Source organism: Xanthomonas sp. WHRI 6108 (assembly GCF_040202385.2).
Taxonomy (GTDB): domain Bacteria; phylum Pseudomonadota; class Gammaproteobacteria; order Xanthomonadales; family Xanthomonadaceae; genus Xanthomonas; species Xanthomonas arboricola.
In genome coordinates, this window is sequence record NZ_CP168198.1 from 177528 (window position 1) to 204277 (window position 26750).

Here is a 26750-nt window from a genome sequence, read left to right on the forward strand (position 1 = left end):
ATGACAGCAGTGACCAATCGATGGGATCCCGGCGCAACCCGCGCCTTGGCCGAGGCACGCCATGGCGACGCATTCGCCATCCTGGGCGCGCACCCGACCGACAACGGTCGGCTGCTGCGCACCTATCAACCGGGTGCCAACTACGTCAATGCCGTGCTCGACGATGGCCAGGTCATCGCGCTGGAGGCAGGCCCGGAGCCGGGCCTGTTCGCCGGCGCATTGCCGGCGCAGGGCGGCTACCGCCTGCGCATCGGCTGGCCCGGCGGCGAGCAGGACACCGCCGACCCGTATGCGTTCGGCCCGCAACTCAGCGACTTCGACCTGCACCTGATCAGCGAAGGCCACCACCTGCAGTTGGCCGATGCGCTCGGCGCCAACGCGATCGAAGTCGATGGCGTACGCGGCACGCGCTTTGCGGTGTGGGCACCCAATGCCACGCGTGTGGCGGTGGTGGGCGATTTCAACAGTTGGGACGCACGCCGGCATCCGATGCGGTTGCGGCACCAGTCCGGCGTGTGGGAGCTGTTCGTGCCCGACGTCGGCCCGGGTGCGCATTACAAGTACCAGCTACGCGGCCCGCATGGGAACGAATTGCCGGCCAAGGCCGACCCGGTGGCGCGGCGTGCCGAGCTGGCGCCGGGCACCGCCTCCATCGTGGCCGACCCCACCCCGCATCAGTGGAGCGATGACGGCTGGATGGCCACGCGCGCGCGCCGGCAGGCGCACGACGCACCGATGAGCATCTACGAGATCCATGCCGGCTCCTGGTTGCGCGAGGAAGGCGTGGACCTGGACTGGGATGGCCTGGCCGACCGCTTGATTCCGTACGTGGCCGATATGGGCTTCACCCATGTCGAGCTGATGCCGGTGACCGAGCATCCGTTCGGCGGTTCGTGGGGCTACCAGCCGCTGGGCCTGTTCGCGCCGACCGCGCGCTTCGGCTCGCCGGATGGCTTCGCCGGCTTCGTCGATCGCTGCCACCGCGAAGGCATCGGCGTGATCGTCGACTGGGTACCGGCGCATTTCCCCACCGACGCCCACGGCCTGGCGCATTTCGACGGTACCGCGCTGTACGAACATGCCGACCCGCGCGAAGGCTTCCACCGCGACTGGAATACGCTGATCTACAACCACGGGCGGCGCGAGGTGTCCGGGTTCCTGATCGCCAGTGCGCTGGAGTTCCTGCAGCGCTTCCACGTCGACGGCCTGCGCGTGGATGCGGTGGCCTCGATGCTGTACCGCGACTACAGCCGCAATGCCGGCGAGTGGGTGCCCAACATCCACGGCGGGCGCGAGAACTACGAGACCATCGCCTTCCTGCGCCGGCTCAACGAGGTGGTGCGCGAGCACACCCCGGGTGCGGTGATGATTGCCGAGGAATCCACCGCGTTCCCCGGCGTCACTGCCGATGTGGCGCACGGCGGCCTGGGCTTCCACTACAAGTGGAACATGGGCTGGATGCACGACACCCTGCATTACGCGGCGCTGGACCCGATCTACCGCCGTTACCACCATGGCGAGCTGACCTTCAGCATGGTCTACGCGTATTCGGAGCGCTTCGTGCTGCCGATCTCGCACGACGAAGTGGTGCACGGCAAGGGCTCGTTGCTCGGCCGCATGCCGGGCGACGACTGGCAGCGCTTTGCCAACCTGCGTGCCTACCTGGGTTACATGTTCACCCACCCGGGGCGCAAGTTGCTGTTCATGGGCTGCGAATTCGGCCAGCCCACCGAATGGAACCACGACGGCGGCATCCCCTGGCATCTGCTCGACGACCCGCGCCATCGTGGCGTGCAGACCCTGGTGCGCGATCTGAATCGGCTGTATGTCGAATACCCCGCGCTGCACGCGCAGGACGATGACCCGGCCGGGTTTGCCTGGGTGGTCGGCGATGACGCGGCCAACAGCGTGGTCGCGTTCCTGCGCAAGGCAAAGCGCGGCGATGCGCCGGTGCTGGTGGTGATCAACTTCACCCCGATCGTGCAGCACGGCTACCGCATCGGCGTGCCGCAAGGCGGCCAGTGGCGCGAGGTGTTCAATAGCGATGCCGGCATCTACGGCGGTGCGAATCTGGGCAATGGCGGTGTGGTGAGCGCCGAGCAGCAGTCGATGCATGGCCATGCGCAATCCCTGCCGTTGTTGTTGCCGCCGCTGGGCGTCATCGTGCTGACGCCGCAGGGCTGATGCAGCACACACAGCGCCGGACCGCTGGTCCGGCGCTGTGGCACCTGTTAGATTGCGCGCCGTAGAGCGGCCAATACCTCGCTGCGCGCGCCCACCGGGCGGTGCGGCAGGGGTGCCACCCGCTCATTAGGCGGCCCGGGGAGGGCTGCCGGGCACAGCCGCCGCCATGCCTTCCGTCGACCGTGTGTACGGGAGTGTTGTGCGTGGGCGTTTTGATGGCGGTGGTTTCTTCGATGGTTGAGCCGTTTGTCCATGCTGTGCGCATCGCTGGATGCGCGCATGCACTGGTGTGGGTTACATATTCGCTGTGTGTCGGCGCGCGGCGTGGCGGCATGTGGCCGGTGCAGCTCGGTGTGTTGCGTTTCTCCGCTTCGACGCGGGCGCAGGCATGAGCGGTTTGATGACCTGGTGCTACTTGCTCACCGCTGCGGCGTCGGCGCTGGCGTTCTACCTGGCAACACGGCATCAACGCCTGTGGCCGCAGCGCCGGCTGTCGGCGCGCGCGCTACGCATCGTCGCCAGCGCATTGCTGCTGCTGTCGCTGGGTTGCGCCATGCAGGCCTTGGGCACCTGGGCCGGCACCTTCGCCGCAGTGACGGCGCTGATGTTGGTGGCGGTGGCGCTGCCGTATCTGGATGCCTGGCAGCAGGCGCGCACGCAACGAAGGCAGGTGCGCCATGTGGGCTAGGTGGCTGGCCGCAGTAGTGCTGGGTCTGCCGCTGGCAGTCGGCGTGGTGGGCCTGTGCGCCTTGTTGCTGCCGGGGCCGCAGCAGAGCTACACGCTGGCATGGTTGCTGCTGATGTTTCCGGCCTGGGTGGGCGCGATGGCGCTGCCGTTCGTGTTCCGTCGCGCATCGCGCGCCTGGGCCGTGCTCGGCGGGTTGACGCTGCTGTGCTACCTCGCGCTTGTGGGCATCAAGGCATTGGGTTGGACGGAGCTGGGCGCATGAAAGCATCGACCTTGCGCGCGTTTCTGTCGGTCCACAGCTGGATGGGTCTGTTGGCGGGCATGGCCTTGTTCATCGCCTTCTACGCCGGCGCCATCACCGTGTTCACGCATGAACTGAGCGGCTGGCAGACCACGCCGCCTGTCACACAGCCTGCGCCGGCAGATCCCGTCGCCGCCACGCAGACCTTGCTCGATGCGGTGATCGCCCGGCATCCACAGGTGGCCGACTCTTTCCTGTTGTTGCTGCCCGGCGAGCACGGTCCGACCCCGCGGCTGTACTGGTATGGGCCGCAGGCCGAGGCCAGTGGCGGCATGCGGCAGTATCAACAGGCCGCCGATGGCCGCCTGCTGGAATTGCCGCAGCGCGTGGGCTTTGCCGATTTCCTCTACGACCTGCACTTCACCGCCGGCCTGCCACGCGTGTTCGGCACCTATCTGTTCGGTGTGGTGAGCGTGCTGTACGGGCTGGCGTTGCTCAGCGGGGTGGTGTTGTACGCGCCGGTGTTCTTCAAGGACCTGTTCGCGCTGCGGCCGGGGCATAACCTCAAGCGCCTGTGGCAGGACGCGCACAACGTGGTCGGCATGTTGTCGCTGCCGTTCCATGTGATTTTTGCCTGGTCCGGCGCGGTTTTGTGCCTGGGCGTGCTGTTGCTGGCGCCGTTCCAGTTCCTGGTGTTCGACGGCAAGCTGATGCAGATCCTGGCACCGGAGTTCGAACTCACCCCACATGTGCAAGCGGCCAGGCGTGCGGCGCCGGTGTTGCCGGTTGCGGTGCTGCTGGACAAGGCGCGCGCAGCCAGCCCGGGCTTGGTACCGGAGAGCATCGGGTTCCATGATGCAGGCGATGCCAATGCACGCGCGGAAGTGTATGGCCATAACGATCAGCGCCGTCTCAACACACTCGGTGGCGTGGCCTTGGACGCGGCAACCGGCCAGGTCCTGCGCGTGCTCGAACCAAGGACGATGTCGCCAGGCACCGCTGCATTGCGCGGGCTGCAAGGGCTGCACTTCGGCAATTTCGGGCATGCGCCGGTGCAGTGGCTGTATTTCCTGCTCGGGTTGGGTGGTGCGTTCCTGTTCTACAGCGGCAACCTGCTGTGGATCGAAACACGCCGCAAGCGTCGGCTGGTGGATCAACCGCGCCGCACCCACGCGATGGCACGCCTGACCATCGGCGTCTGCCTGGGCAGCGTCGCCGGTATCTCGGCCTTGTTCATCGCCGCACGTTTGCTTGCGCAAGGACAGGAGCGTTATGTCTATTACGCGGTCTTTGCGGCCGTGCTGGTGTGGGCGCTGGTCCGCCCCACCGCACGTGGTGCGTACGAGGTGTTGCTGGCCTGCGCTGTCCTCACGGCGCTGATTCCGTTGGCCAGCTGTGTTTCCGCGCGTGGCGTGGTGCTGCCGTGGCAGGACGCAACGGTGCTGGTCGTGGACTTGATCGCCTTGGTGTTGGCATGGGCGTACTGGCAACTGGCGCGTGCGAGCAGGCGGCGCGGGCTGCAGGGCGATCCCAACAGCGTCTGGGCCTGGAAGCGCGCGCAGCGCGCTGAGTCGACGCACTGACGTGATTGATGCCTGGCACGCGACAGTGTGCCGGGCATCAGCTGCGGCGGAGCACTTGGTCGCTGACCATGCGGCGGGCCCGATAACCTGGCCCGTTGACGCGACGGCATCGCCGGGCAGTGCATCCTGATCGCCCGCCACCTTCACCCACACCCGATGACGGCTGCCGTCTTACGCATTGGCCTGATCTCCGACACGCATGGCGTGCTGCGGCCCGAGGCGGTGGCTGCGTTGCAGGGCTGCACGTCGATCATCCATGCCGGCGATGTGGGCAAGCCGGAGATCCTCACTGCGCTGCAGGCGCTGGCACCGCTGCATGCGATCGCCGGCAATATCGACAACAAGCCCTGGGCAGCGCAGCTTCCGCAAACGCTGGATCTGCTGATCGCAGGCGTGCGGATCCATGTGTTGCACGATCTGAAAACGCTGGCAGCGGATGTTGCTGCCGATGTGATCATCAGCGGGCATTCGCACAAGCCGTCGATACACACGCACGACGGTGTGCTGTACATCAATCCGGGCAGCGCCGGCCCGCGTCGCTTCAGCTTGCCGATCAGTGTGGGCACGCTGTGGCTGGGCGATGGTCCGCCGCAGGCGCAGCTGCAGCTGCTGGAAATACGCTGACGGAAGTTGGATTCGTGCAACAGAGACGTGTGCAGGGATCTGGAGCGGCCAGCAAGACAACTGCGCCGCCGTCAGGCAGGCGCGGTCGCTGCCCGGAATCGGCATGGCCATGCGTGCACTGTGCTTCTGAGCGCGCCGTCCGCATCCACCTGAAGGCCGCTACGTTTTGTTAGCCGCTTTTAGACAACGCCGTGCGCTGAAATGCATCGGCCGGGCACGCAGGCCACCGCCGCATGCGCTGAGCATGCGGTGCATGCGATGACCAGCAGCAGCGACCGCTACTAACCTGTGCTGACGTGCCTGCTTGTGGAGTCGCACATAAGTCGTTCGTTGCCTGCATGTGTACGCTCGCGACCCCTGCGCTGACCTTGTCTGCACGCAGGCGGGACCATCCTTGTGCATCGAGTCGCTGCAAGGATTTTCCCCATGAATACCCGTCGCCAGTTCCTCTCCGCCGCCGCTGCCGGCACCGCCGCGTTGGCCGCCGCCCCGTTGTTGGCACAGACTTCCGCACCGGGCAGCGTGATGCCCACGCGCGGCAAGGCCGCCGCATCGGCGTTGCCGACCAATCCCGCAAGCAAGGGCGCACGCTATCGGCCCTCGAGTCGACTGGGCTTTGGTGGCGTGGCGATCGGCAATGGGTTTGCGCCCACCAGCGATGCGCAAAGCGAAGCGACCCTGGCTGCGGCGTGGGAATCGGGCGTGCGGTATTTCGATACCTCACCGTGGTACGGTCTGGGCCTGTCCGAGCGCCGTACCGGGCACCACCTGCACAATCACGCTGCAGACGACTATGTGCTGTCGACCAAGGTCGGGCGCCTGCTGACCGCTACCGACAAACCGCCGAAGACGATGTGGCAGCAGCCGTCGCCCTTCGACTACCGCTACGACTACAGCGCCTCCGGCGTGCGTCGCTCGATCGAAGACAGCCTCCAGCGCCTGGGCGTGTCGCAGATCGATGTCGCCTACATCCACGACTTGTCGCCGGAGAACGAGAAAGACCTGGGCATGCCGTGGGAACAGCGCTTTGCCGAAGCGGTGAAAGGCGCGATGCCCGAGCTGACCAAGATGCGCAAGGAGGGCCTGATCAAGGCCTGGGGCTTTGGCGTCAATCGCCCCGAGCCGGCCCTGCGTGCGATCGAAGAGGCCGATCCGGATATCTTCCTGCTGGCCTGCCAGTACTCGCTGCTCGACCACGCGCAGGCGCTGCACGACACCTTCCCGAAGATCGCAAAGCATGGCGCGTCGGTAGTGGTCGGTGCGCCGCTGCTGGCGGGCTATCTGGCCGGGCGCGAGCGATATCTCTACGACGGCACCGTGCCGGAATGGGCGCCGGCCAAGCGCCAGAAAGCACTCGCCATCTGCGAGCGCCACGGCGTGGATCTGCGCACGGTGTCGCTGCAGTTTGCCGCCGCACCGAAGGTGGTGTCCGCGGTGATTCCGGGTGCGCGCACGGCCGAGCAGGCGCTTGCGAATGCGGCCTCGATGCGCGTGGCGATTCCGGCAGCGGTATGGGAAGAGCTCAAGCGCGAGCAGGTGATCGAAGCGGATGCACCGGTGCCTGTGCGGGGCTGAGGCTCACACGTGGTGGGTGCATCGCAAACCCTTGCGCTTGCGATGCATCACGTCACACTGCAGGCATCACCTCACCCATCACGGAATCAACAGCGGCCGCAACGCAGGCACTTGCCTGGCCAGCTCGTCGGCGACAATCGCGGCGAACAGATCGGCACCGTCCGCACCCAGATGGGTGTAATCAAATGCCAGCTTGGCCTGGCCCATCGGCTCGGCACTGGCGTTGTCCTGTGCACGCGCAGCGGCGACAGCGGGTGCGGCTGGCGTCGATGTGGTTTGCGCCGGGGTCTTGCCGATGGTGGTGCCCGATTGCGCGGCTAGCACCTGCTCCGGATCGGCCGGCCGCTGCGCCAGGCGCATTGCCAGCACCGGGCCCATGCCTTGCACCAGGGCGCGGCTGCGCGCGTGCAGGTCGATCAATGGCACCTGCAATTCCTGCGCGAGCGTGCGCGTGGCCTCGGCCCAGGGCGCCAGATCGTCCAGCAACTGACCGCGCGCGAACTGCCGCCGCGTCAATGGCGTGACCAGCACCGGAATCGCACCGGCAGCACGCGCTTCGTCTACATAGCGGCGCAGGTTGGCGGGGAACTCGGTCGCCAGGTCGGTGGAACGCCCTGGCTTGCCCGGTTGATCGTTGTGGCCGAACTGGATCAGCACATACACCTGGCGATACCCGCCGCTGCGCAGCTCGTGCAGCGCGATGTCCCACGAACCTTCGGCGCGGTAGTTGGACGTGCTGCGGCCGCCGCGCGCCAGATTGAGGCAGCTCAGAAACGAGCTCACATGCTGCGCGCAAAAGCTCGGTCCCCAGCCGCCCTGCACGGCGGTGGTGGAGTCGCCGACCAGCACGATCTTGCTGGCCGCAAGCGCGGGCGCAGCGGCTGGCGCATTTCGCACAGAGGCGTTGGTGGCCGATGCCCTGGATGCGAGCGGCGTATCGCCCGGCGCGGCAGCGGCCGCATCGGCACACGTCAGGCAGGCAGCGGCCAGGGCTGTCAGCAGCATCGGTGCAATAAAGAAATCCTTACGCATGCATCACCTCGAAAACGACTGAAACACGGCTGCGCGCTGGCAGGAATAGGGGGCGGCCACCGCCGCGGAATCGGCCTGTCCTGCGCAGACCTTCCGGTCTGGAACGTTCGTACCCGTGCGTCGACCGCACACCACATGCTGATCGCCCCGCCGGAACGAAAGCGCTCAGAACGTACCGCGCTGGATGAAGGGCGCCTGCTGGTAGAGCTGCCGTTCGCCACCGCGCGGGTCGTTGTCCATCCGGCTCGGCACATCGAACAGCAACGTGTCGCGGTGCTGCAGCGAGTACTGGCGCCAGCGCGGCAGGCCGCGATGATTCGGGTCGCCACTGCGTGCGAAGGCGAGCAGCGCCTCGCTCATCTGCTCGGCCATGCGCTGCGCAGCGGCGCCGTTGCCGGTGCGCGAGCCGGGCTGCGCAATGGTGTCGAAGACCAGCGGGATATCCAGCGTGTGGAAGGCGCCGAACTTGCCTCCGTCCAGCGGCGAGCCCCAGTCCAGCTGGTACACCCAGGTCGGTGCGCCCTGGCGTGCACGCGCCTCGGCCTCTTCGACCGCGCCGCGCCACGAGCGGCCGGCCGTGGTCGCGGCAAAGAACACGTCCGATGGCGAGTACTGCGGATACAGCCGGCGATATTCGGCAATCACCACCTGCGGCAGCAGGTCGACGTACTGCTGGCTTTCCAGCCTGGCCGGCAGCTCGTCCCAGCTCAACGCAAAGTTCTTCGCGTCGTTGCCGAGAAACGCGCGCGTCTCGTCGCGGGTATTGCCGATCACCAGCGGAATCCTGGCCGATTGCAGCGGCGCGGTCGGCCAGAACGGATGCACCGGCACATTGCGTGCATCCAGCACCGGGCCGAAGTACAGCGCGCTGTGTTCCACCCGCGAGGGGTCGCGCAGCTGCGCGGCAGCCAGCAGTTGCGCAACCGGCAGCGTGCGGATGCGCGCAAGCTCGCCGGGCGCGAGTTTCAAGGCATCCAGCAGCAACTGCGCACGCTGCGTGGCCGCACGCGGGCCGGCCACGGTGACCTGCTGCCCGCTCATGGTCCAGGCGCGGTGGAACAGGCCGCGCGCAGCCGGCATCGCCATCAGGGTGGCGATCTTGGCGCCGCCACCGGACTGGCCGAACACGGTGACATTGCCGGCATCGCCGCCGAATTCGCCCGCGTGCTGGCGCACCCATTGCAGTGCCTGGATCAGGTCCAGCTGCCCGACATTGCCGGAGTCGGCAAAGCCGGCATCGCCCAGCTGCGCCAGCGACAGGTAGCCGAACAGGTTGAGCCGGTGATTGACGGTGATCACCACCACATCGCCGCGTCTGCACAGGCGTACGCCGTCGTACAACGGGTCGCTGCCGGAGCCGGTGGTGTAGCCGCCGCCGTGGATATAGAACAGGATCGGGCGCTTGCCGCCATCGCGCAGGCCCGGCGTCCATACGTTGAGGAACAGGCAATCCTCGCTGGTGGGTTCGCTGGCCTTGAGCTGCGGCGCGGCCGCCGCGTAGGCGCTGGCATCGCGCATGTCCTGCCATGGATTTTCCGGCAGCGCTGCCTGGAAGCGCCGCGCGGCGGTGTCGCCGCCGTAGGGGATGCCCTTGAACACGCAGATGCCCTGGTCGCGATGACCGCGCAAGGCGCCGCCACGCACGCGTGCCAGCGGCGCGCTGGCCTCGCGCGGCGGTGGGGGTGCGGCGGCGCCAGCAAAGCCGGGGAGCGCTGCGGCGGCAGTGGCGAGCAGACCGCCACGCAGCAGCGTGCGTCGGCGCGCGTCGGGCGTGGACGGCGCCGTCATCGCGCCACGTCCTGCGCCGGTCCCGATGCAGCTGCCGGCGGCTGCGCCTTGGTGACATGCGCGATCCAGGCCTGTGCCAGCTGCGGCCAGGCGGCCACGGTCAGGCCGGTGCCGCTGGCGGTGCCGAAGCCGTGGCCGCCCTGCGGAAAGACGTGCAGCTCGCTCGGCACGCCGGCGCGCAGCAGCGCGTCGTGCATCAGCAGGCTGTTGCGCACCGACACCACGGTGTCGTCCTGCGCATGCAGCAGAAAGCTGGGCGGGGTGCGTGCATCCACATGCAGTTGCGGCGAATACGCGTGCACCTGCGCATCGGCTGGACTGCTGCCAAGCAGGCGCTCGCGCGAGCCGGGGTGCGCGTTGGCGCTGTCCATGTCGATGACCGGGTAGACCAGCAGCGCAAAATCCGGCCGCGCGCTCAGTGCATCGGCCGCATCCACCTTGGGGTAGACCGGCGCGGCGTAGCGGGTGGCCAGGCTGGCGGCGACATGGCCGCCGGCCGAGAACCCCATCACCCCGACCCGCTGCGTGTCGATGCCGTAGCGGGCGGCGTTGGCGCGGATCAGCCGCAGCGCGCGCTGTGCATCGGCCAGCGGCACGTCGGCGCCGTTCGGGTGGCCTTCGCCGGGCAGGCGGTAGCGCAACACGAACAGGGTGATGCCGGCCTGGTCGACGAAGCTGGGCACCAGTGCGCTGCCTTCGTTGTCGAGCACGATGCGCTGGTAGCCGCCGCCGGGGGTGACCAGCAGGGCAGTGCCGTTCGGCCGCTTGGGCCGGTAGACCACCAGGTAAGGCGTGCTGATCTGCTGGATGTAGCGATCGGGCAGGGCCGGGTCGCTGCTGCGTTGGACGATGCGCTGTGGCTGCGGCAGCGGCTTGTCCCCCGGTGCCATCCCGTTGGGCCATAGCAGGATCCGGCTAGCCTGCTCGGCTGCGGTATCGGCGCCGGGCACCTCGGCCGCCAGCACTGGTCCGGCCAGCAGCGCTCCCGCCATCACCACCACCGTCATGCACCGGCGCATGACGCTCGAAAACGCGGTAAACACGCGCGTCTGGCTTGTCTGTTCCATCCACCCCTCCCAGGGTTGCTTCGTTGCTGCGGCCAGTTTTGCCGCACTGCACATTGCCAATGACACCGGTTTACCATATACAGCACACCGTGCCACTGTCGATTGGCAGTGCAACAAAAACACCTATCAGGGAGACACCCTTGAGCAACGACGCCGCCACCCCACCATCCTCCACATCCTCGCTGTCGCAGATCGCCCAGCGCTTTGTGGAGGCACGCCGTGCAGGGGCATCGCTGCCGGACTTTCCAGGGCAGATCCCCGACGATCTGCTCACCGCCTACCAGGTGCAGGATATCGCCATCAGCCAGTGGGACGACCAGGTGGTCGGCTGGAAGGTGGGCTACATCGCCGCCGAGCGCCGCGATGCATCGGGCGACGAACGCCTGCTGGGCCCGATCTTCTCGCACAAGCTCTGGAATGCTACCGGTGGAACAACCGAATTCCCGATCTACGAAGGCGGCTTCGGTGCGGTGGAGGCCGAGTACGTGTTGCGCCTGGACGCAGACGCGCCGGCCGAGCAGACCCACTTCACTCCTGACCAGGCGGCGCAGCTGCCGGCCACACTGTTCATCGGCGTGGAAATCGCCAGCAGCCCGCTGGCCACGATCAACAAGCTGGGCCCGCGCGTGGTGATCTCCGACTTCGGCAACAACAACGGCCTGATCCTGGGGCCGGAAGTGACCGATTGGCTGGCGCGCGACGAATCCGCGCTGACCGCCGAAACCCTGATCGACGACCAGCTGGTCGGCACCGGCGGGGCCACCACGCTGCCGGGCGGCTTGCGCGCGGCCTACGCATTTGCGCTCAGTCGTTCGGCCCGGCGCGGGCGTCCGCTCAAGCGCGGTGATCTCATCGCCACGGGCAATGCCACCGGTATCCATGACATCGAAGTGGGACAGCATGCCCTGATTCGCTTCGCCGGCATCGGCGACATTTCCTGTACGGCTGTGTCCGCCAAGTAACGCCGGACCCAGTGACCAGACGCTTGGGAGGGCGCCAATGATCACACGCAGACATTTCCTCGGTGCCGGGCTCGGTGCCGCCGCGGCCGGCACCTGGCTGGGCGCGGGTGCCACCACGCCGATTCCCGGCGGGCAGCTGCTGACCGCCACCGATGTGCATGTCGGCGACTATCCCACCGTGGAGGCGGTGCGGTGGTTCGGCAAGCAGCTGGAGCAACGCAGCAACGGCCGGCTCAAGCTGCGCCAGTACCACTCCGGCCAGCTGGGCCGCGAGTCGGAGGCGATCGACATGGCGCGCTTTGGCGCCATCGACATCACCCGGGTGTATTCGGGCGCGTTGAACAACACCTTTCCGCTGACCCAGGCGCTGTGCCTGCCGTACGTGTTCGACTCGGTGCCGCATCTGCGCCGCGCCATCGACGGCCATGTCGGCGACAGCGTGCTGCGCAGCTTCGAGCAGCGCGACCTGGTGGGCCTGGCGATCTACGATTCCGGTGCGCGTTGCTTCTACAACACCAAGCACCCGCTGCACCGCCCGGAAGATCTCAAGGGCCTGAAACTGCGCGTGGCCTCGTCGGACATCTTCCTCAAGCTGATGCGCATGCTGGGTGCCAACCCCACCCCGATGTCGCTGGGCGAGACGTTCTCGGCGATGGAAACGCACATGATCGACGGTGCGGAAAACAACATGCGCAGCTTCCAGTCCAGCCGGCATTTCGAAGCCGCGCATTACTGGTCGCAGAGCGAGCATTCCTATGCGCCGGACATCCTGGTGATGTCGCGGCAGAGTTTCGAATCGCTGCGCCCGGACGATCGCGCCCTGGTGGTGGAACTGGCACGCGCCTCGGTACCGGTGATGCGCAATCTGTGGGATGCCTCGGAGACCGTCGCGCGCAAGCAGGTGATCGATTACGGCGTCAAGCTCAATCAGGTCGACATGCCGGCGTTCCGCGCCGCCGCCGCACCGCTGCTGGCCGAATACCGCAAGCAGCCGGAGATCGAAGCGCTGTACCGCCGCATCCGCGATTTTGCATAGAGGTGACCCGATGACCGAACCCGAGACCGTCGCCGTCCCGGTCGCGCCGTTGCAGCGCGCGCTGGACCGCGTTTCCGATACCGCCGTTGGCGTGGCATCCATCGCGCTGCTGGGCCTGGTGGTCGTGCAGGGCTGGCAGGTGTTCACCCGCTACGTGCTCAACGACTCGCCCAGCTGGACCGAGCCGGTGACGCTGCTGTTGCTCAGCACCGCCTTGAGCCTGGGCGCGGCTGCCGGCGTGCATACCAACCGCCACTTCGGCTTCTACCTGCTGGGCGAACACGTGCCGCCGCTGGTGCGCAGGGTGTTCGACCTGATCCGCCCGTTGATGATCATGTCCATCGGTGCGGTGCTGGCGTGGTGGAGCGCGGCGCTGCTGCTCGATGGCCTGGATATCAAGATGGCCGGCGCGCAGATGCCACAGAGCATCAACTACCTGCCGCTGTCGATCGGCGGTGCGCTGATGGTGATCTTTGCCTTGTACAAGCTGTGGCGTGTGCTGCGCCCGATCCAGGCCGGAGGAGTGCGCTGATGGGCATTGCGATGTTGTTGGGAACCTTCGTGGTGCTGCTGCTGATCGGCGTGCCGGTGGCGTATGCGCTGGGCGCGGCCGCACTGGCCACGCTGCTGTATCTGGACCTGCCCACGGTGGTGCTGGTGCAGCAGATTTCCGCCGGCAGCGGCTCGGCCTCGTTGATCGCCATCCCGTTGTTTATCTTCGCCGGCGAGCTGATGCTGCGCGGCGGTATCTCCGAACGCCTGATCGCGTTGGCCTCCTCGCTGGTGGGGCGCGTGCGTGGCGGCCTGGGCCAGGTCAGCGTGCTGTCGTCGCTGTTCTTCGGCGGCGTGTCCGGCTCGGCGATCGCCGACGTTTCGGCGGTCGGCGGCACCATGATCCCGCAGATGATCAAGCGCGGTTACGACCGCGACTACGCGGTCAATGTGAGCATGACCGCCGCGCTGGTGGCGTTGCTGGTGCCGCCCTCGCATAACCTGATCCTGTTCTCTGCCGCGGCCGGTGGCGGGCTGTCGATCGCCGACCTGTTCGCGGCCGGCATCTTCCCGGCGCTGCTGATGACCGCGGCGATGATGGTCACCGGCTATGCGGTGGCGCGCCATCGCGGCTACGGCACCGAGCCGTTCCCCGGCTGGCGCGCAGTGGCGCTGCGCCTGATCGGCGCGTTGCCGGGCCTGGGCCTGGTGGCGTTGATCTTCATCGGTATCCGTGCCGGCATCTTTACCGCGGTGGAGAGCGCGGCGATCGCGGTGGTGTACGCCTTGATCGTCACCGCGCTGCTGTATCGGCAGCTGCGGTGGGCCGAGTTCTTCGCCGCGGTGACGCATGCGGCGCGCACCACCGGCGTGATCCTCTTCGTGATCGCCACTGCGGCGGTGTTCGGCTGGCTGCTGGCCTACCTGCAGGTGCCGGCCGCGGCGGTGAAGTTCCTGCAGGCCATCGCCGACAGCAAGAACACGGTGCTGTTGATGATCGTGGTGATGCTGTTGCTGCTGGGCATGTTCATGGACCTGGCGCCGAAGATCCTGATCTGCACGCCGATCTTCCTGCCGGTGGTCAAGGCCTACGGCATCGACCCGATCCACTTCGGTCTGGTGATGGTGCTGGCCGGCGGCATCGGCCTGATCACCCCGCCGATCGGCTCGGTGCTGTTCATCGGCACCTCGATCGGGCAGATCACCATCGCCCAGAGCATGCGCACCATCTGGCCGTTCTGGCTGGCGGCCCTGGGTGTGCTGCTGATCGTGGCGTTCTTCCCCGAACTGTCGCTGTGGCTGCCACGCGCGCTGCGCGCGTAAGTGACCGCGATCCCGACTGCGTCCGTCAGGCGGGCGTCGTCGGTGCGTGGCATTGGGCTACTCAGCGCGGGCAGTGCGATGTCCGCATGCCGCGCTTCGCTCGACAAACGCCTGCCGACGCTACCGGCGCGCTGCCCAGCGTGGCTGCTGGCAGGTAGTTCCGCCTTCATCCAGGCGGCCGACGCTCCAGGCGCTGGCCGCCGCATCGCCCCGCCGTGCGGGGACTAGGAGCAAGCATGCGTGTGCGTATCGCTTCAACCGGTTTGCGTTGGCTGCTGGCCGGCGGCCTGCTGCTGTGTGCCGGGCTCGCTGCCGCGGCCGACTGGAAGCGCGGCATCGAACACCAGCGCATCGCCGACCAGGGCAACGGCACCTTCCTCAACCCGGTGCTGGCCGGCGATCACCCCGACCCGTCGGTGCTCAAGGACGGACAGGACTACTACCTCACGCTGTCCTCGTTCGATGCCTACCCGGGCCTGCCGATCTGGCACTCGCGCGATCTGGTCAACTGGCAGCCACTGGGCCATGCCATCACCCAGAACGTCGGCGCGATCTGGGCGCCGGACCTGATCAAGCACGGCAAGCGCTACTACATCTACTTCCCGGCGCGCCGCGGCGACCAGGGCGAGCGCAGCAACTTCGTGGTCTGGGCCGACAACATCAAGGGCCCGTGGAGCGCGCCGATCGACATCGGCCTGGGCAAGTACATCGACCCCGGCCACGCGGTGGGCGAGGACGGCAAGCGCTATCTGTTCCTGAGCGGCGGCGATTACGTGCAGCTGTCCGACGACGGCCTGAAAGTGGTCGGCACGCCCAAGCACGTCTACGACGGCTGGAAATACCCGGAAAGCTGGGACGTGGAAGGCTACGCCCAGGAAGGCCCCAAGATCACCCGCCGCAACGGCTGGTACTACATGACCACCGCCGTCGGCGGCACCGCCGGCCCGCCGACCGGGCACATGGTGATCACCGCGCGTTCGCGCTCGATCCACGGCCCCTGGCAGAACGCGCCCAACAACCCGATCACCCGCACCAAAAGCGCCGACGAGCCGTGGTGGTCGCGCGGCCATGCCACGCTGGTGGAAGGCACCGACCAGCGCTGGTGGATGCTCTATCACGGCTACGAACACGGCTACTGGACGCTGGGCCGGCAGGCCTTGCTGGACCCGATCGAGTGGACCCCGGACGGCTGGTTCGTCGCCAAGGGCGGCGACCTGGGCACGCCGCTGAAAAAGCCCAGCGGGCAGGCCTTGCCGCATGGGCTGGCGCTGTCGGACGACTTCCGCGCCAGCACGCTGGGCCCGCAGTGGGCGTTCTTCAACCCCGCCGCCGACGAGGCCAAGCGGCTGCAGGTCGGCGATGGCGTGTTGCGCCTGCAGGGCAAGGGCAGCGCCCCGCGCAACGCCTCGCCGCTGACGGTGATCGCCACCGACCAGGCCTACCAGTTCGAGGTGCAGATGACCGTGGCGCCGGGCGGGCAGGGCGGGGCGCTGCTGTTCTACAGCGACAAGCTCTATGCCGGCGTGGGCAGCAATGGCGAGAACTTCGTCATGCACCGCTACGGCGAGGAACGCCCCGGCACGCTGGCCCCCAGTGCGACCGGTGGCACCTTGTGGCTGCGGGTCACCAACAACCGCCACATCGTCACCATCCACAGCAGCACCGACGGCACCACCTGGACCAAGTACCCGGTGCAGATGGAAGTGTCCGGCTACCACCACAACGTGGCCGGCAAGTTCCTGGCCTTGAAGCCGGCGCTGTATGCCGCCGGGCAGGGCCAGGTGGAGTTCCGCAACTTCCGCTACCGCGCCCTGGACTGACCGTTCTGCATCGCCGGGCATGCCGCGGCACTGCCGGCTGCGGCGTGTCCTGCACGGCGGGTCCGGGGTGGCGGCAGGCTTCGCTCAGGTCTGCCGGCCGTCTGGCCGGTAGAATCCAATCAACTTCACTGGTTGACCGCTATGCCCGCCCGCAAGATGCCTGAAGAGGGAATGCCCGGCCTGCCGAAGGGCAAGGTAGCCACGATCAACGACATCGCGCGGATGTCGGGCGTGTCCAAGAAGACCGTGTCGCGGATCATCAACAACTCGCCGCTGGTGCGGCAGGACACCCGCGAGAAGGTCGAGGCGCTGATGCGCGAGGTCGGCTACGCGCCCGACCCGCTGGCGCGCGGGCTGGCGTTCCGGCGCTCGTTCCTGATCGGCATGGTCTACGACAACCCCACCGCGCAGTACATCGTGGACATGCAGTACGGCGCGCTGGACGCGCTGCGCGGCTCCAGCTTCGAGCTGGTGGTGCACCCCTGCGACAGCCGCAGCCCCGGCTACATCGAAGGCGTGCGCCGCTTCGCCCAGGCGCAGAAGCTGCACGGCGTGATCCTGGTGCCGCGCGCCTCCGAGGACCAGGCGCTGGCCGACATGCTGGCCGAGATCGGCTGCCGCTACACCCGCATCGCCTCGGTGGCGCTGGACACCACCTCGCAGACGGTGATCACCCACGACCGCGACGGCGCCGCCGAGGCGGCCGATTACCTGCTCTCGCTCGGCCACCGCGACATCGCCCTGGTCACCGGCCCCAGCGCCTACCGTTCCTCGATCGAGCGCACCTCCGGCTTTGCCGACGCGCTGACCCGGCGCGGCATCGAACTGCCGCCCGAGCGCATCGTCGAAGCCGGCTACACCTTCGAATCGGGCGTGGCCGCGGCCGAAAAGCTGCTGCTGGGCAAGAAGCGCCCCACCGCCATCTTCACCGGTAACGACGAAATGGCCGCCGGTATCTACAAGGTCGCCCTGCGCGCCGGCATCAGCATCCCGCGCCAGCTGTCGGTGATCGGCTACGACGACAGCTCGCTGGCCTCGCGCCTGTGGCCGCCGCTGACCTCGGTGCGCCGCCACACCCGCGACACCGGCCGCACCGCCGCGGCGATGCTGATCCAGCCCGACAACGCCCCGCAACTGCCCACCGCCAGCGTGCGCCCGCACCTGATCGTGCGCGACTCCTGCCAACCGCCGGAGGATTGAGCGAGGTCAAAGCCCAGGCAAGGGGACGCCAGGCGAGCAACAAAGCCCCTCTCCCGTCGGGGCGAGAAGACACGGCTTGCGCGCCATGGGCGCGCGTGCCTCGGAGCGCCCGCGCCGCCAGCGGGGCCCGGGCGCGGGGCGGGGGTTGGTGCGGCAGACAGCCATCTGAGAAAGCTCAGCCATGAGCTGAGGGCGCATAAGCCTCCACCTGACCAGTCAAGCCCCGCACCCAACACCACGCGCAGCCTCGTCCCCTCATCCGGCGCTGCGCCACCTTCTCCCCAGGGGAGAAGGAATTCCCACGCTGCCACGCCGCCATGCGGCTATCGTGCACTGCGCAATGACACCGGTTAACCAGAGCCGGTAGAATGGCCCGGTGCAAGCCAATCCCCCCGCGCTTGGCACCGGAGATCGCGCATGTCCCTGTACTGCAAGACCCACTACGCCACCCATCCCGACGCCATCAAGGGCGCCAGCAACGACGACCTGCGCGAGCTCTATCTGCTCGATGGCCTGTTCGTCGACGATGCGGTCACGCTCAAATACACCCACTACGAGCGCTTCGTGCTCGGTGGCGCAGCACCGCTCGGCACCACGCTGGAATTGCCCAGGCAGACCGAACCGGCGTCTGCCGCCGGCCATCCGTTCCTGGAGCGCCGCGAGCTGGGCATCCTCAATGTCGGCGCCGGCACCGGCAGCGTGACCGTGGACGGCACCGTCTACACGCTCGGGCCGAAGGACGGCCTGTACGTGGCGATGGGCAGCACCGATGTCAGCTTCGCTTCTGACGATGCCGCCAACCCGGCCAGGTTCTATCTGGCCTCGACACCGGCGCATGCGCGTTTCGAGACCAAGCAACTGTCGATCAAGGATGCCGTGGCGCTGGAGCGCGGCGCGCTGGAAACCAGCAACGAGCGCACCATCTACCAGTACATCGTGCCGACCACCTGCCAGTCCTCGCAGCTGTTGCTGGGCCTGACCGTGCTCAAGCCGGGCAGCGTCTGGAACACCATGCCGCCGCATCTGCACGACCGCCGCAGCGAGGTGTATTTCTACTTCGATCTCGGCGCCAACGACCGCGTCTATCACTTCATGGGCGAGCCGGACGCGCAGCGCCACATCGTGATCCAGAACAACGAAGCGGTGGTGTCGCCGCCGTGGTCCATCCACATGGGCGCCGGCACCAGCAATTACGCCTTCATCTGGGCGATGGGCGGCGAAAACCTGGATTACACCGACATGCATGTGCTGGACATCTGCCAGCTCAAGTAAGGCCATGCATGCCGGCCAGCACCGCACTCACCGCGTCGATGCGCTAACGCCATCAACGCGCCAGCTCCACCCCATGCCAGCGGCCGCGCATCGCGCGGACGCACGCACTCATCCAACGTGGCACACCCAGCAGGAGCGATAAGGTAATGAGCAATCCGTTCAGTCTCGAAGGCAAGGTCGCACTGGTCACCGGTGCCAACACGGGCTTGGGCCAGGGCATCGCGCTGGCACTGGCGCAGGCCGGCGCCGACATCGCCGCCGCCGGCATCCAGGCGCCGACCGAGACCGAGGAACTGGTCAAGGGACTGGGCCGCCGCTTCGTCGCCATCCAGGCCAACCTGATCAGCATCGAACCGGTCGAACGCATCCTCAAGGAAACGCTGGACGGCCTGGGTCGCCTGGACATCCTGGTCAACAACGCCGGCCTGATCCGCCGCACCGACGCGGTGGATTTCAGCGAGCAGGATTGGGACGACGTGATGAACGTCAATCTGAAATCGGCCTTCTTCATGGCGCAGGCCGCCGGCCGCCATTTCATCGCCCAGGGCAGCGGCAAGATCATCAACATCGCCTCGATGCTGTCGTTCCAGGGTGGCATCCGCGTGCCGTCCTACACCGCCAGCAAGTCCGGCATCGCCGGCATCACCCGCCTGCTGGCCAACGAATGGGCGAGCAAGGGCGTGACCACCAATGCCATCGCGCCCGGCTACATGGCCACCGACAACACCGCCCAGCTGCGAGCCGACCAGGACCGCAACAAGGCCATCCTGGACCGCATCCCGGCCGCGCGCTGGGGCGTGCCGGCCGACCTCGGCGGCACCGCGGTGTTCCTGGCCAGCAGCGCCTCGGACTACGTCAACGGCGCCATCATCCCGGTCGACGGCGGCTGGCTGGCACGCTGAGTCAAACCCACGCGGTGCCTTCTCCCTCAGGGAGAAGGTGCCCGAAGGGCGAATGAGGACCGGCAGGCACGTACACGACCAGACGCGTGCCGCAGCTCCGACAAGACCTTCAGCACCTGATCGCTCACCGACAAGGCACCTGAAAAGCGAAGCAAGACCGCATCCAGGCGCGCACACCAACCAACTCCACAGTCGACACAACTTCCCCAAACCAATCGGAGCATCCCCATGAAAATCGCACTCATGAATGAGTTCAGTCAGGCCGGCAAGAACCCGGTGATCCTGCAGCAGCTCAACGACGTCGCCGGCGAGCAGGGCCACAGCGTCTTCAACGTCGGCATGGACGGCGACAACGACCACCGCCTGACCTACATCCACCTGGGCATCGTCGCCAGCCTGCTGCTGAACTCCAAGGCCGTGGACTTCGTCGTCGCCGGCTGCGGCACCGGCCAGGGCGCGATGATGTCGCTCAATGCGCATCCGGGCGTGTTCTGCGGCTATTGCATCGAGCCGACCGACGCCTACCTGTTCGCCCAGGTCAACAACGGCAACGCGCTGTCGCTGGCATTTGCCAAGGGCTACGGCTGGGGCGCGGAAATCAACGTGCGCTACATCTTCGAAAAGGCCTTCAGCGGCGAGCGCGGCATGGGCTACCCGGCCGAGCGTCGCGAATCGCAGGCCGCCAATGCCGGCATCCTGACCCAGGTCAAGCAAGCCACTGCCAAGTCGTACCTGGACGGCCTGCGCGCCATCGACCCGGAGCTGATCAAGCAGGCCGTGGGCGGCGAGCGTTTCCAGCAGTGCTTCTTCGACAATGCGCAGGACGCCGAGATCCGCAACTTCGTCGCCGGCGTGCTGGGCAAGCCCGAAGCCACTGCAGCAGCTGCGTAATTAGCCACTGCGTTTTAGCCCCTCTCCCGCCGGGAGAGGGGTTGGGGTGAGGGTAAGGCGGAAGACAGCTGCCCTGAACGGGGAGGCTTGAAAGGCTTGAGACGACAGTCCGGCCGTCCAACATTTCCTGTGCCGCCGCACCCTCATCCGCCCTTCGGGCACCTTCTCCCGATGGGAGAAGGAACAGCGTCGCGCACTCAGCATTTTTACCGGAGCCCACCATGCGTCTGCTGCTGTTCGCATTGCTGCTGCTCTGCGCAAATGGCGCCCGCGCCGACCCACACCGCATCTTCATCGCCGGCGATTCCACCGCCGCCGAATACGGTGCCGAACGTGCGCCGCAGGCAGGCTGGGGCCAGATGCTGCAGGAGTGGTTCGACCCGGCGCAATGGCAGGTGCGCAACCACGCCAAGGGCGGCCGCAGCACCCGCAGTTTCATCGCCGAAGGGCGCCTGGACGCCATCGCCAAGGACCTCCGTGCCGGCGACGTGCTGTTGATCCAGTTCGGCCACAACGACGCCAAACACGAAGATCCAACCCGCTACACCGACCCGCAGGGCGACTATCAGCAGTTCCTGCGCCGCTATATCACCACCGCGCGCGACAAGGGCGCCACGCCGATCCTGATCACGCCTGCCGCCCGTCTGCTCTACGACTTCGGCGCGCTGCTCGACACCCACGGCCGCTACACCCTGGCCATGCAGCAACTCGCCGCGCAGGAACACGTTGGCCTGATCGATCTCAACGCCAGTTCCAGCGACTGGATCCGTGCCCTCGGCGAACAGGCGGCCAGGCCGTACTTCCTGTTCGTTCCCGAACAAGGCAAAGCCGACGGCACCCACTTCAGCCGCGCCGGCGCCACCGCCGTGGCGTGCCTGGTCGTACATGGCTGGGTGCAGCTGCAACCCGCTCTCACGCCACAGCTGCGCCGCGATGCCGATTGCGGCGCCGCTCCCGACACCGCCATCCAACGCGCGGCGCAGGCGCATCCCTCGCTGGTGGTGCACGAACGCGATCTCGCACGCCCGCAACCCGGCCCGCATGGCGGCGCCGGGCCGACCACGGCGTATCCGTTCTTCGCCGACGCACCGCAGTTGCCGTTCGTGCTGCGCAAGCGCGTGCTGCACAAGGGCGCCGGCATCGGCCTGCATCTGCACGACAAGGACGAGATCTATTACATCGTCAGCGGGCGCGGGCTGTACGCGCTGGATGGCAAGCAGTACCAGGTCACTGCCGGCGATGCGTTGTTGACGCGCCCAGGCAGCACCCATGCCTTGCAGCAGACCGGCGATGAGCCACTGGTGCTGCTATTGGCCTATCTCGCCAAGCCGGCAGGCTGAGACAGGCGCGGTGCATCGGGAGCGCGTTGCGGGTATGGACGATGCGCAACGCCGGCTGTGAGCCATGCGCGTCATTGCACGCGCGCTTACGCCTTGTCGACCCCGTAGTGGGTCAGGCCCAGCCGGGCCAGTTCGCCGGAGCGGCGGTAGTAGACCTCTTCCCAGCCATCCACGCGCTGGCGATCGGTCTCGCTCATCGCGTCGAGAATGTCTTCGATGCTGAGCAGGTTGGGGTCTTCTTCCAGGCGTTCGAATACCGTGCCCAGGCCTTCGATCGCCTGGCGCGCCTGCACCGCGCCCATCGCGCCCAGCCCCTGCAATGCGTCACGCCGGGTGGCGGCGTCCCAGCGGTCGAAGTAGCGTGCATAGCCGCTCTCGCTCATGTCCGCATCCAGCCGCGCCAATGCCACCAGCTCGCGCTCGCCCGGCGACAGGGCATCCATGCGTCCGCGCAGCGCGGTCAGTTTGGTTTGCGCGCGTGCGCTGCGTCGGCGCCACAGCAACTCGGGCATGTTGAGCAGCCCCTCATCCGTGGGCGGCGCCACCGCCGGCCAGTTCACCCCGAAGCCGTCGTCGGTGAGCTGCCATTGCGCGCGTTGCGGCGGCGTTGCCTTCAACAACAGCCGCTGCGCCTTGATCGGCTCGTCGATACGGATGCCGTTGGCCAGGGTGAACAGCAGGCGGGTGTCGTCCAGCTCCAAGCGCCGGATACGAAGCTGCGTCAGGTCCATTGAGCGAAGGCGGTATGGGGAGGTTTGACCATAGTCTGCGTCGGCGATGGTGTCGAGTCGGTGCGGCCTCACACGTCGCCGTCTGTACTCCAGCCTTCGCCGCTGCCGCGCTGGATGACCCGATCCGTGTCCAGCACCTCGCCGGCCGGCACCTGCGCCTGCTGCGCAAGATCGGCATAGATCGGGGTGAAATCCGGCGCGGTGGCGCTCATCAACTGCGCAAAGCTGTCGATGACGAAGTAGGTCTTCTGGAAGCTGTCGATGCGGTAGCGCGTGCGCATGATGCGTTGCAGGTCGAAGCCGATCCGGTTGGGCGCCGGCGATTCCAGCGAGTGCAGCGATTCGCCCTTCGACGACACGATGCCGGCACCAAAGATGCGCAGCCCCTGCGGCGTGGCGATCAGCCCGAATTCCACCGTGTACCAGTACAGGCGGGTGAGGTTCTGCAGCGCGTCCGCGCCGATGCCGTGCGCCTTGACCCCGCCACGGCCATAGGCCTGCATGAAGTCGGCAAACAGCGGATTCATCAGCAGCGGCACGTGCCCGAACAGGTCATGGAACAGGTCCGGCTCGGCGATGTAGTCGATCTGATCGGGGCGGCGGATCCACCACGTCACCGGGAAGCGCTGGTTGGCCAGATGCTCGAAGAAATCCAGCTCCGGCAGCAGGCCCTGCACGCCGACCAGGGTCCAGCCAGTGGCCGCCTGCAGCACCGCATTGAGCGCATCGAAACGCGGAATGTGGGTCTCGCCCATGCCCATCGCATCCTGCGCCTGCAGGAACTCGTCGCAGGCGCGGTCGACCAGCAGCGCGCGCTGGCGGCGATACAGGGTGCCCCAGGTGGCATGGTCGTCGGCGCTGTAGCCATCCCACGGCTGCTCGACCACGGCGGTGGTGTAGACCGGCACATAGCCCTTGTCGGTGAGCTGATTCTCGACGCGTTGCGGTGCGATGTTCATGCGGCGGCGGTTCCCGATGATCAGCGCTCACCTTAGCCCGACGGCCGCGCAACGGGATTGCGAATCTTGCGTGTCCAATGTTTCATGGCGCAAGATTCGTGCGTCATCCTCTGCTGCTGCGCAACATATGGACCAGCCAATCGCCCTGGACCGCACCGATCTGCGCCTGCTCGCCCTGCTGCAGACGCAGGGCCGCAGCAGCAATGCGGAGCTGGCGGTGCAGGTCAATCTGTCGGCTTCGGCCTGCCTGCGCCGCACCCAGCGGCTGGAGGCAGCCGGCATCATCGCCGGCTACGGCGCGCGCCTGGATGCCAAGGCGCTGGGGCTGGGGCTGCAGGCCTTTGTGCGGGTGCAGCTGGAGCAACACGGCCAAGCCGATATCGAACATTTTGCCGACGGCGTGCGCGGCTGGGACGAGGTGGTGGCCTGCTGGGCGCTCACCGGCGACATGGATTACCTGCTGCAGGTGCAGGTGCGCGACCTGGAGCATTTCTCGCGCTTCCTGCTCGACCGCCTGCTCAATGCGACCGGCGTGTCCGACGTCAATTCCAGCTTCGTGCTGCGCACGGTGAAGGCACCGGAAGGCTTGCCGCTCTCGCATCTGGGCTAATCCGGCGAGCTGTGAGGCAGGCATACGTGCACTGTGACTTGCCTCTCAAACGATAACGATTTACATTTGCGTAACATCCGGCTGCGCCCGGCATGTCTTCTCGTCGATCCGCCAGCCCGACAGGGCCAGCCAGCTCGTCGCCCGAGTGGGACGCGCCGCGCATGCCTGCGTTTTTTTGCCCGGTGACGCCGCGCGTCCCGCACCGATCGACGAGAACCCTCCAATGCCCGCGATTTCCGCTCCCCTGGCCACGTTGTCCGCTGCCTTGCTGTGCGCGTTGGCGCTGACGCCCTGCGCTGCCCGTGCCGACAGTGCCGCCGCCGATGCAAGCAACGCCAAGACGCTGGACCAGGTCAACGTCAACGGCGCGGTGAGCCGCGCGCAGCCGGCCACCACCACGCGCCTGCCGCTGACCCTGCAGGAAACGCCGCAATCGGTGAGCGTGATCGGGCTGCAGCGGCTGGAAGAGCAATCGCTGTTCAGCATCGACGATGTGATGCGCAACGTCACCGGCGTCAACGTGTCGTTCTACGACACCCAGCGCCCGCTGTATTTCGCACGCGGCTTCCAGATCACCGACTTCCAGGTCGATGGCCTGCCCACCTACAGCGGTGCGACCAACCAGGAATACGACACGGTCTTCTACGACCGCATCGAGGTGATCCGCGGCGCCAACGGCCTGCTCACCGGCGCCGGCATTCCCTCGGCCACGGTCAACCTGCTGCGCAAGCGCCCGGGCAAGGACTTCGATGCCTCGTTCGCAGTCAGTGCCGGCACCTGGGATTTCCGCCGCATGCAGGCCGACGTCAATGCGCCGCTGACCGAAGACGGGCGCTGGCGCAGCCGCGTGGTCGCGGCCTGGCAGGATCGCGATTACTACTACGACCGTTACCACGACAACAAGATGTCGGGCATGGCGGTGCTGGAAGGCGACCTGACCGACAGCACCACGCTCACCGTCGGCTATCAGCGCCAGGACAATAGCCCGATCGGCTCGACCTGGGGCACGGTGCCGTTCTTCGCCGCCGATGGCTCGCCGGCCAACCTGCCGCGCTCGACCAACATGGCGCCCAAATGGAGCCGCTGGCAACGCGAGACCAGCACCGCCTTCGCCAACCTGGAACAACGCTTCGGCGAGGACTGGTTGCTGCGCGTCAACTACGCGCACACCAAGGGCGATGTGCAGAGCCTGCGCGTCTACGGCACCGGTTATCCGGCCGCCGATGGCAGCGGCATCTTTCTGCGCACCGGAGCCGGCGAAACCAGCGACGCGCGCGATGGCGTGGACGTGTACCTGTCCGGCGGTTTCTCGTTGTTCGGCCGCCAGCATGATGTGGTGGTCGGCGGCAGCTGGCAGGATCTGCAGTCGACCTCCTACGGCGTCTCCCAGACCTATCCCGATGACTGGGCCACCTGCGGCAGCGAACGTTGCTATTTCATCCCCGACATCCGCAACTGGGATGGCGATATTTCCGAAGTGACCTATGCGCGCAACGGCCGTCGCAACGAAGCGCGCACCACGCAGCGTGGTGTTTATGCCTCCACCCGGTTGCGTCTGGCCGACCCGCTGTCGCTGATCGCCGGTGCACGCCTGAGCTCCTGGGAAACCCGCACCCAGGCCTTCAATGCCAGCGGCGCCTACACCGGCACCAGCGGCCGGTACGAGGTGAGCGACGAAGTCACCCCGTATGTGGGACTGGTCTACGACATCGTGCCGGATGTGTCGCTCTACGCCAGCTATACCGAGATCTTCAACCCGCAGAATTACCGCGACAAGGACAACAACCTGCTCGCCCCGGTGGAAGGTTCCAACCTGGAAGCCGGCATCAAGGCGCAGTTGTTCGACGGCCGTGCGATGGCCACCGCCGCCGTGTTCGAGGCCAAGCAGGACAACTTCGCCGTGCGCGACATGACCCAGCCGGAATCCTCGCTGCCGGACGGCAATTCGGCCTACATCGGTATCAACGGCACCAAGAGCCGGGGCTGGGAAATGGATTTCAACGGCGAACTCCTGCCCGGCTGGACCGTCAATGCCGGCTTTACCCACGTCAAGGTGACGCGCCCTCCCACCGATGCGATCTACGCCAACCTGCCCGAGGATTACCTGCAGCTGTCCACGCAGCTGCGCCTGCCCGGCGCCTGGGAGCGCCTGAGCATCGGCGGCGGCGTCAGCTGGCAGAGCGCGGTGCGCGGCTTCAATATCCAGCGCCCCACCGGCGACGGCACCGGCGCCACCACGCCGGTGACCGTGGTGCAGAACCCGTATGCACTGGTGCACTTCAACGCCAACTACCGCATCAGCGAGCAATGGACCGCCACGCTGGCGGTACGCAACGCCTTCGACAAGACCTACTGGGCCAACCTGGATTACCAGAACTACGGCGAGCCGCGGTTTGTCAGCCTGTCGTTGCGTTGGCGCTATTGAGGCGT

The 26750-nt window shown here is 67.1% G+C and carries 23 protein-coding genes and 1 other RNA gene; 19 read left to right on the plus strand and 5 right to left on the minus strand.

Annotation, left to right across the window (positions count from 1 at the left end; all coding sequences use genetic code 11):
* The 7 genes from glgB (at position 1) to ABQ039_RS00730 (ending at position 6895) form a co-directional block, all read left to right on the plus strand.
* Positions 1-2184 (plus strand): 1,4-alpha-glucan branching protein GlgB, encoded by a 2184-nt coding sequence (gene glgB / locus ABQ039_RS00700; protein ID WP_349778265.1) that lies wholly within the window; start codon positions 1-3, stop codon positions 2182-2184.
* A 388-nt stretch (positions 2185-2572) separates the two neighbouring features.
* Positions 2573-2872: a hypothetical protein gene (locus tag ABQ039_RS00705; RefSeq protein ID WP_349778264.1), complete on the plus strand. Its 300-nt coding sequence runs from the start codon at positions 2573-2575 to the stop codon at positions 2870-2872.
* Positions 2862-3134, plus strand: a complete 273-nt coding sequence (locus ABQ039_RS00710) for a hypothetical protein (protein WP_349778263.1) — start codon at positions 2862-2864, stop codon at positions 3132-3134. The genes ABQ039_RS00705 and ABQ039_RS00710 overlap by 11 nt, the downstream gene beginning before the upstream one ends.
* On the plus strand, positions 3131-4696 hold the full coding sequence (locus ABQ039_RS00715; protein ID WP_349778262.1) for a PepSY-associated TM helix domain-containing protein: 1566 nt from the start codon (positions 3131-3133) through the stop codon (positions 4694-4696). Before ABQ039_RS00710 ends, ABQ039_RS00715 begins: the two co-directional genes overlap by 4 nt.
* A 156-nt stretch (positions 4697-4852) precedes the next feature.
* On the plus strand, positions 4853-5320 hold the full coding sequence (locus tag ABQ039_RS00720; RefSeq protein ID WP_349778261.1) for a metallophosphoesterase family protein: 468 nt from the start codon (positions 4853-4855) through the stop codon (positions 5318-5320).
* Between the two features lie 103 nt (positions 5321-5423).
* Positions 5424-5495, plus strand: a non-coding RNA gene (locus ABQ039_RS00725) — sX9 sRNA.
* 251 nt (positions 5496-5746) lie between these two features.
* Positions 5747-6895, plus strand: coding sequence for an aldo/keto reductase (locus tag ABQ039_RS00730; RefSeq protein ID WP_349778260.1), 1149 nt, complete (start codon positions 5747-5749; stop codon positions 6893-6895).
* Between the two features lie 78 nt (positions 6896-6973).
* Here the strand turns inward: ABQ039_RS00730 and ABQ039_RS00735 are convergent, their stop codons facing one another.
* The 3 genes from ABQ039_RS00735 to ABQ039_RS00745 all read right to left on the minus strand — a co-directional run bounded on the left by ABQ039_RS00735 (position 6974) and on the right by ABQ039_RS00745 (position 10782).
* Complete coding sequence (locus tag ABQ039_RS00735; RefSeq protein WP_374057834.1) at positions 6974-7927, minus strand: rhamnogalacturonan acetylesterase; 954 nt, start codon at positions 7925-7927, stop codon at positions 6974-6976.
* A 165-nt stretch (positions 7928-8092) separates the two neighbouring features.
* On the minus strand, positions 8093-9715 hold the full coding sequence (locus ABQ039_RS00740) for a carboxylesterase family protein (protein WP_349778259.1): 1623 nt from the start codon (positions 9713-9715) through the stop codon (positions 8093-8095).
* Positions 9712-10782 carry an alpha/beta hydrolase gene (locus ABQ039_RS00745; RefSeq protein ID WP_349778258.1) on the minus strand — a complete coding sequence of 357 codons (1071 nt, stop codon included), beginning with the start codon at positions 10780-10782 and terminating at the stop codon, positions 9712-9714. Before ABQ039_RS00745 ends, ABQ039_RS00740 begins: the two co-directional genes overlap by 4 nt.
* A 140-nt stretch (positions 10783-10922) precedes the next feature.
* On the opposite strand from ABQ039_RS00745, the gene ABQ039_RS00750 reads away from it, so the two are divergent.
* The 10 genes from ABQ039_RS00750 to ABQ039_RS00795 all read left to right on the plus strand — a co-directional run bounded on the left by ABQ039_RS00750 (position 10923) and on the right by ABQ039_RS00795 (position 22020).
* Positions 10923-11744, plus strand: a complete 822-nt coding sequence (locus ABQ039_RS00750) for a 2-keto-4-pentenoate hydratase (RefSeq protein ID WP_039514172.1) — start codon at positions 10923-10925, stop codon at positions 11742-11744.
* A gap of 37 nt (positions 11745-11781) precedes the next feature.
* Positions 11782-12780 (plus strand): TRAP transporter substrate-binding protein, encoded by a 999-nt coding sequence (locus ABQ039_RS00755; RefSeq protein ID WP_184353019.1) that lies wholly within the window; start codon positions 11782-11784, stop codon positions 12778-12780.
* A 10-nt stretch (positions 12781-12790) separates the two neighbouring features.
* Positions 12791-13312, plus strand: a complete 522-nt coding sequence (locus ABQ039_RS00760) for a TRAP transporter small permease (RefSeq protein WP_016901233.1) — start codon at positions 12791-12793, stop codon at positions 13310-13312.
* Complete coding sequence (locus ABQ039_RS00765; RefSeq protein WP_016901232.1) at positions 13312-14595, plus strand: TRAP transporter large permease; 1284 nt, start codon at positions 13312-13314, stop codon at positions 14593-14595. Before ABQ039_RS00760 ends, ABQ039_RS00765 begins: the two co-directional genes overlap by 1 nt.
* Before the next feature lie 236 nt (positions 14596-14831).
* Positions 14832-16415, plus strand: coding sequence for a family 43 glycosylhydrolase (locus tag ABQ039_RS00770; protein ID WP_184609757.1), 1584 nt, complete (start codon positions 14832-14834; stop codon positions 16413-16415).
* 141 nt (positions 16416-16556) lie between these two features.
* Positions 16557-17615: a LacI family DNA-binding transcriptional regulator gene (locus tag ABQ039_RS00775; protein ID WP_024939515.1), complete on the plus strand. Its 1059-nt coding sequence runs from the start codon at positions 16557-16559 to the stop codon at positions 17613-17615.
* 417 nt (positions 17616-18032) lie between these two features.
* Positions 18033-18887 carry a 5-dehydro-4-deoxy-D-glucuronate isomerase gene (gene kduI, locus ABQ039_RS00780; RefSeq protein ID WP_016901229.1) on the plus strand — a complete coding sequence of 285 codons (855 nt, stop codon included), beginning with the start codon at positions 18033-18035 and terminating at the stop codon, positions 18885-18887.
* 146 nt (positions 18888-19033) lie between these two features.
* Positions 19034-19789: a 2-dehydro-3-deoxy-D-gluconate 5-dehydrogenase KduD gene (gene kduD, locus ABQ039_RS00785; RefSeq protein ID WP_126965344.1), complete on the plus strand. Its 756-nt coding sequence runs from the start codon at positions 19034-19036 to the stop codon at positions 19787-19789.
* Between the two features lie 228 nt (positions 19790-20017).
* The gene (locus tag ABQ039_RS00790) at positions 20018-20680 is read left to right on the plus strand and encodes an RpiB/LacA/LacB family sugar-phosphate isomerase (protein ID WP_039517782.1); all 663 of its coding nucleotides are present in this window, start codon (positions 20018-20020) and stop codon (positions 20678-20680) included.
* A 221-nt stretch (positions 20681-20901) separates the two neighbouring features.
* A complete protein-coding gene (locus ABQ039_RS00795; RefSeq protein WP_184609762.1) occupies positions 20902-22020 on the plus strand; it encodes a GDSL-type esterase/lipase family protein in 1119 nt (372 codons plus the stop codon).
* A gap of 86 nt (positions 22021-22106) precedes the next feature.
* On the opposite strand, the gene ABQ039_RS00800 is transcribed toward ABQ039_RS00795, so the two are convergent.
* Positions 22107-22751, minus strand: coding sequence for a DUF4375 domain-containing protein (locus ABQ039_RS00800; protein ID WP_039517772.1), 645 nt, complete (start codon positions 22749-22751; stop codon positions 22107-22109).
* A 68-nt stretch (positions 22752-22819) separates the two neighbouring features.
* The gene (phhA, locus tag ABQ039_RS00805) at positions 22820-23710 is read right to left on the minus strand and encodes a phenylalanine 4-monooxygenase (protein ID WP_047126404.1); all 891 of its coding nucleotides are present in this window, start codon (positions 23708-23710) and stop codon (positions 22820-22822) included.
* A gap of 127 nt (positions 23711-23837) precedes the next feature.
* On the opposite strand from phhA, the gene ABQ039_RS00810 reads away from it, so the two are divergent.
* Both ABQ039_RS00810 and ABQ039_RS00815 read left to right on the plus strand, forming a co-directional pair.
* Entirely contained in the window at positions 23838-24320 is a 483-nt protein-coding gene (locus tag ABQ039_RS00810) for an Lrp/AsnC family transcriptional regulator (RefSeq protein ID WP_016901223.1), read from the plus strand.
* 223 nt (positions 24321-24543) lie between these two features.
* A complete protein-coding gene (locus ABQ039_RS00815; protein WP_184609764.1) occupies positions 24544-26745 on the plus strand; it encodes a TonB-dependent siderophore receptor in 2202 nt (733 codons plus the stop codon).
* The last annotated feature ends 5 nt before the right edge of the window (positions 26746-26750 follow it).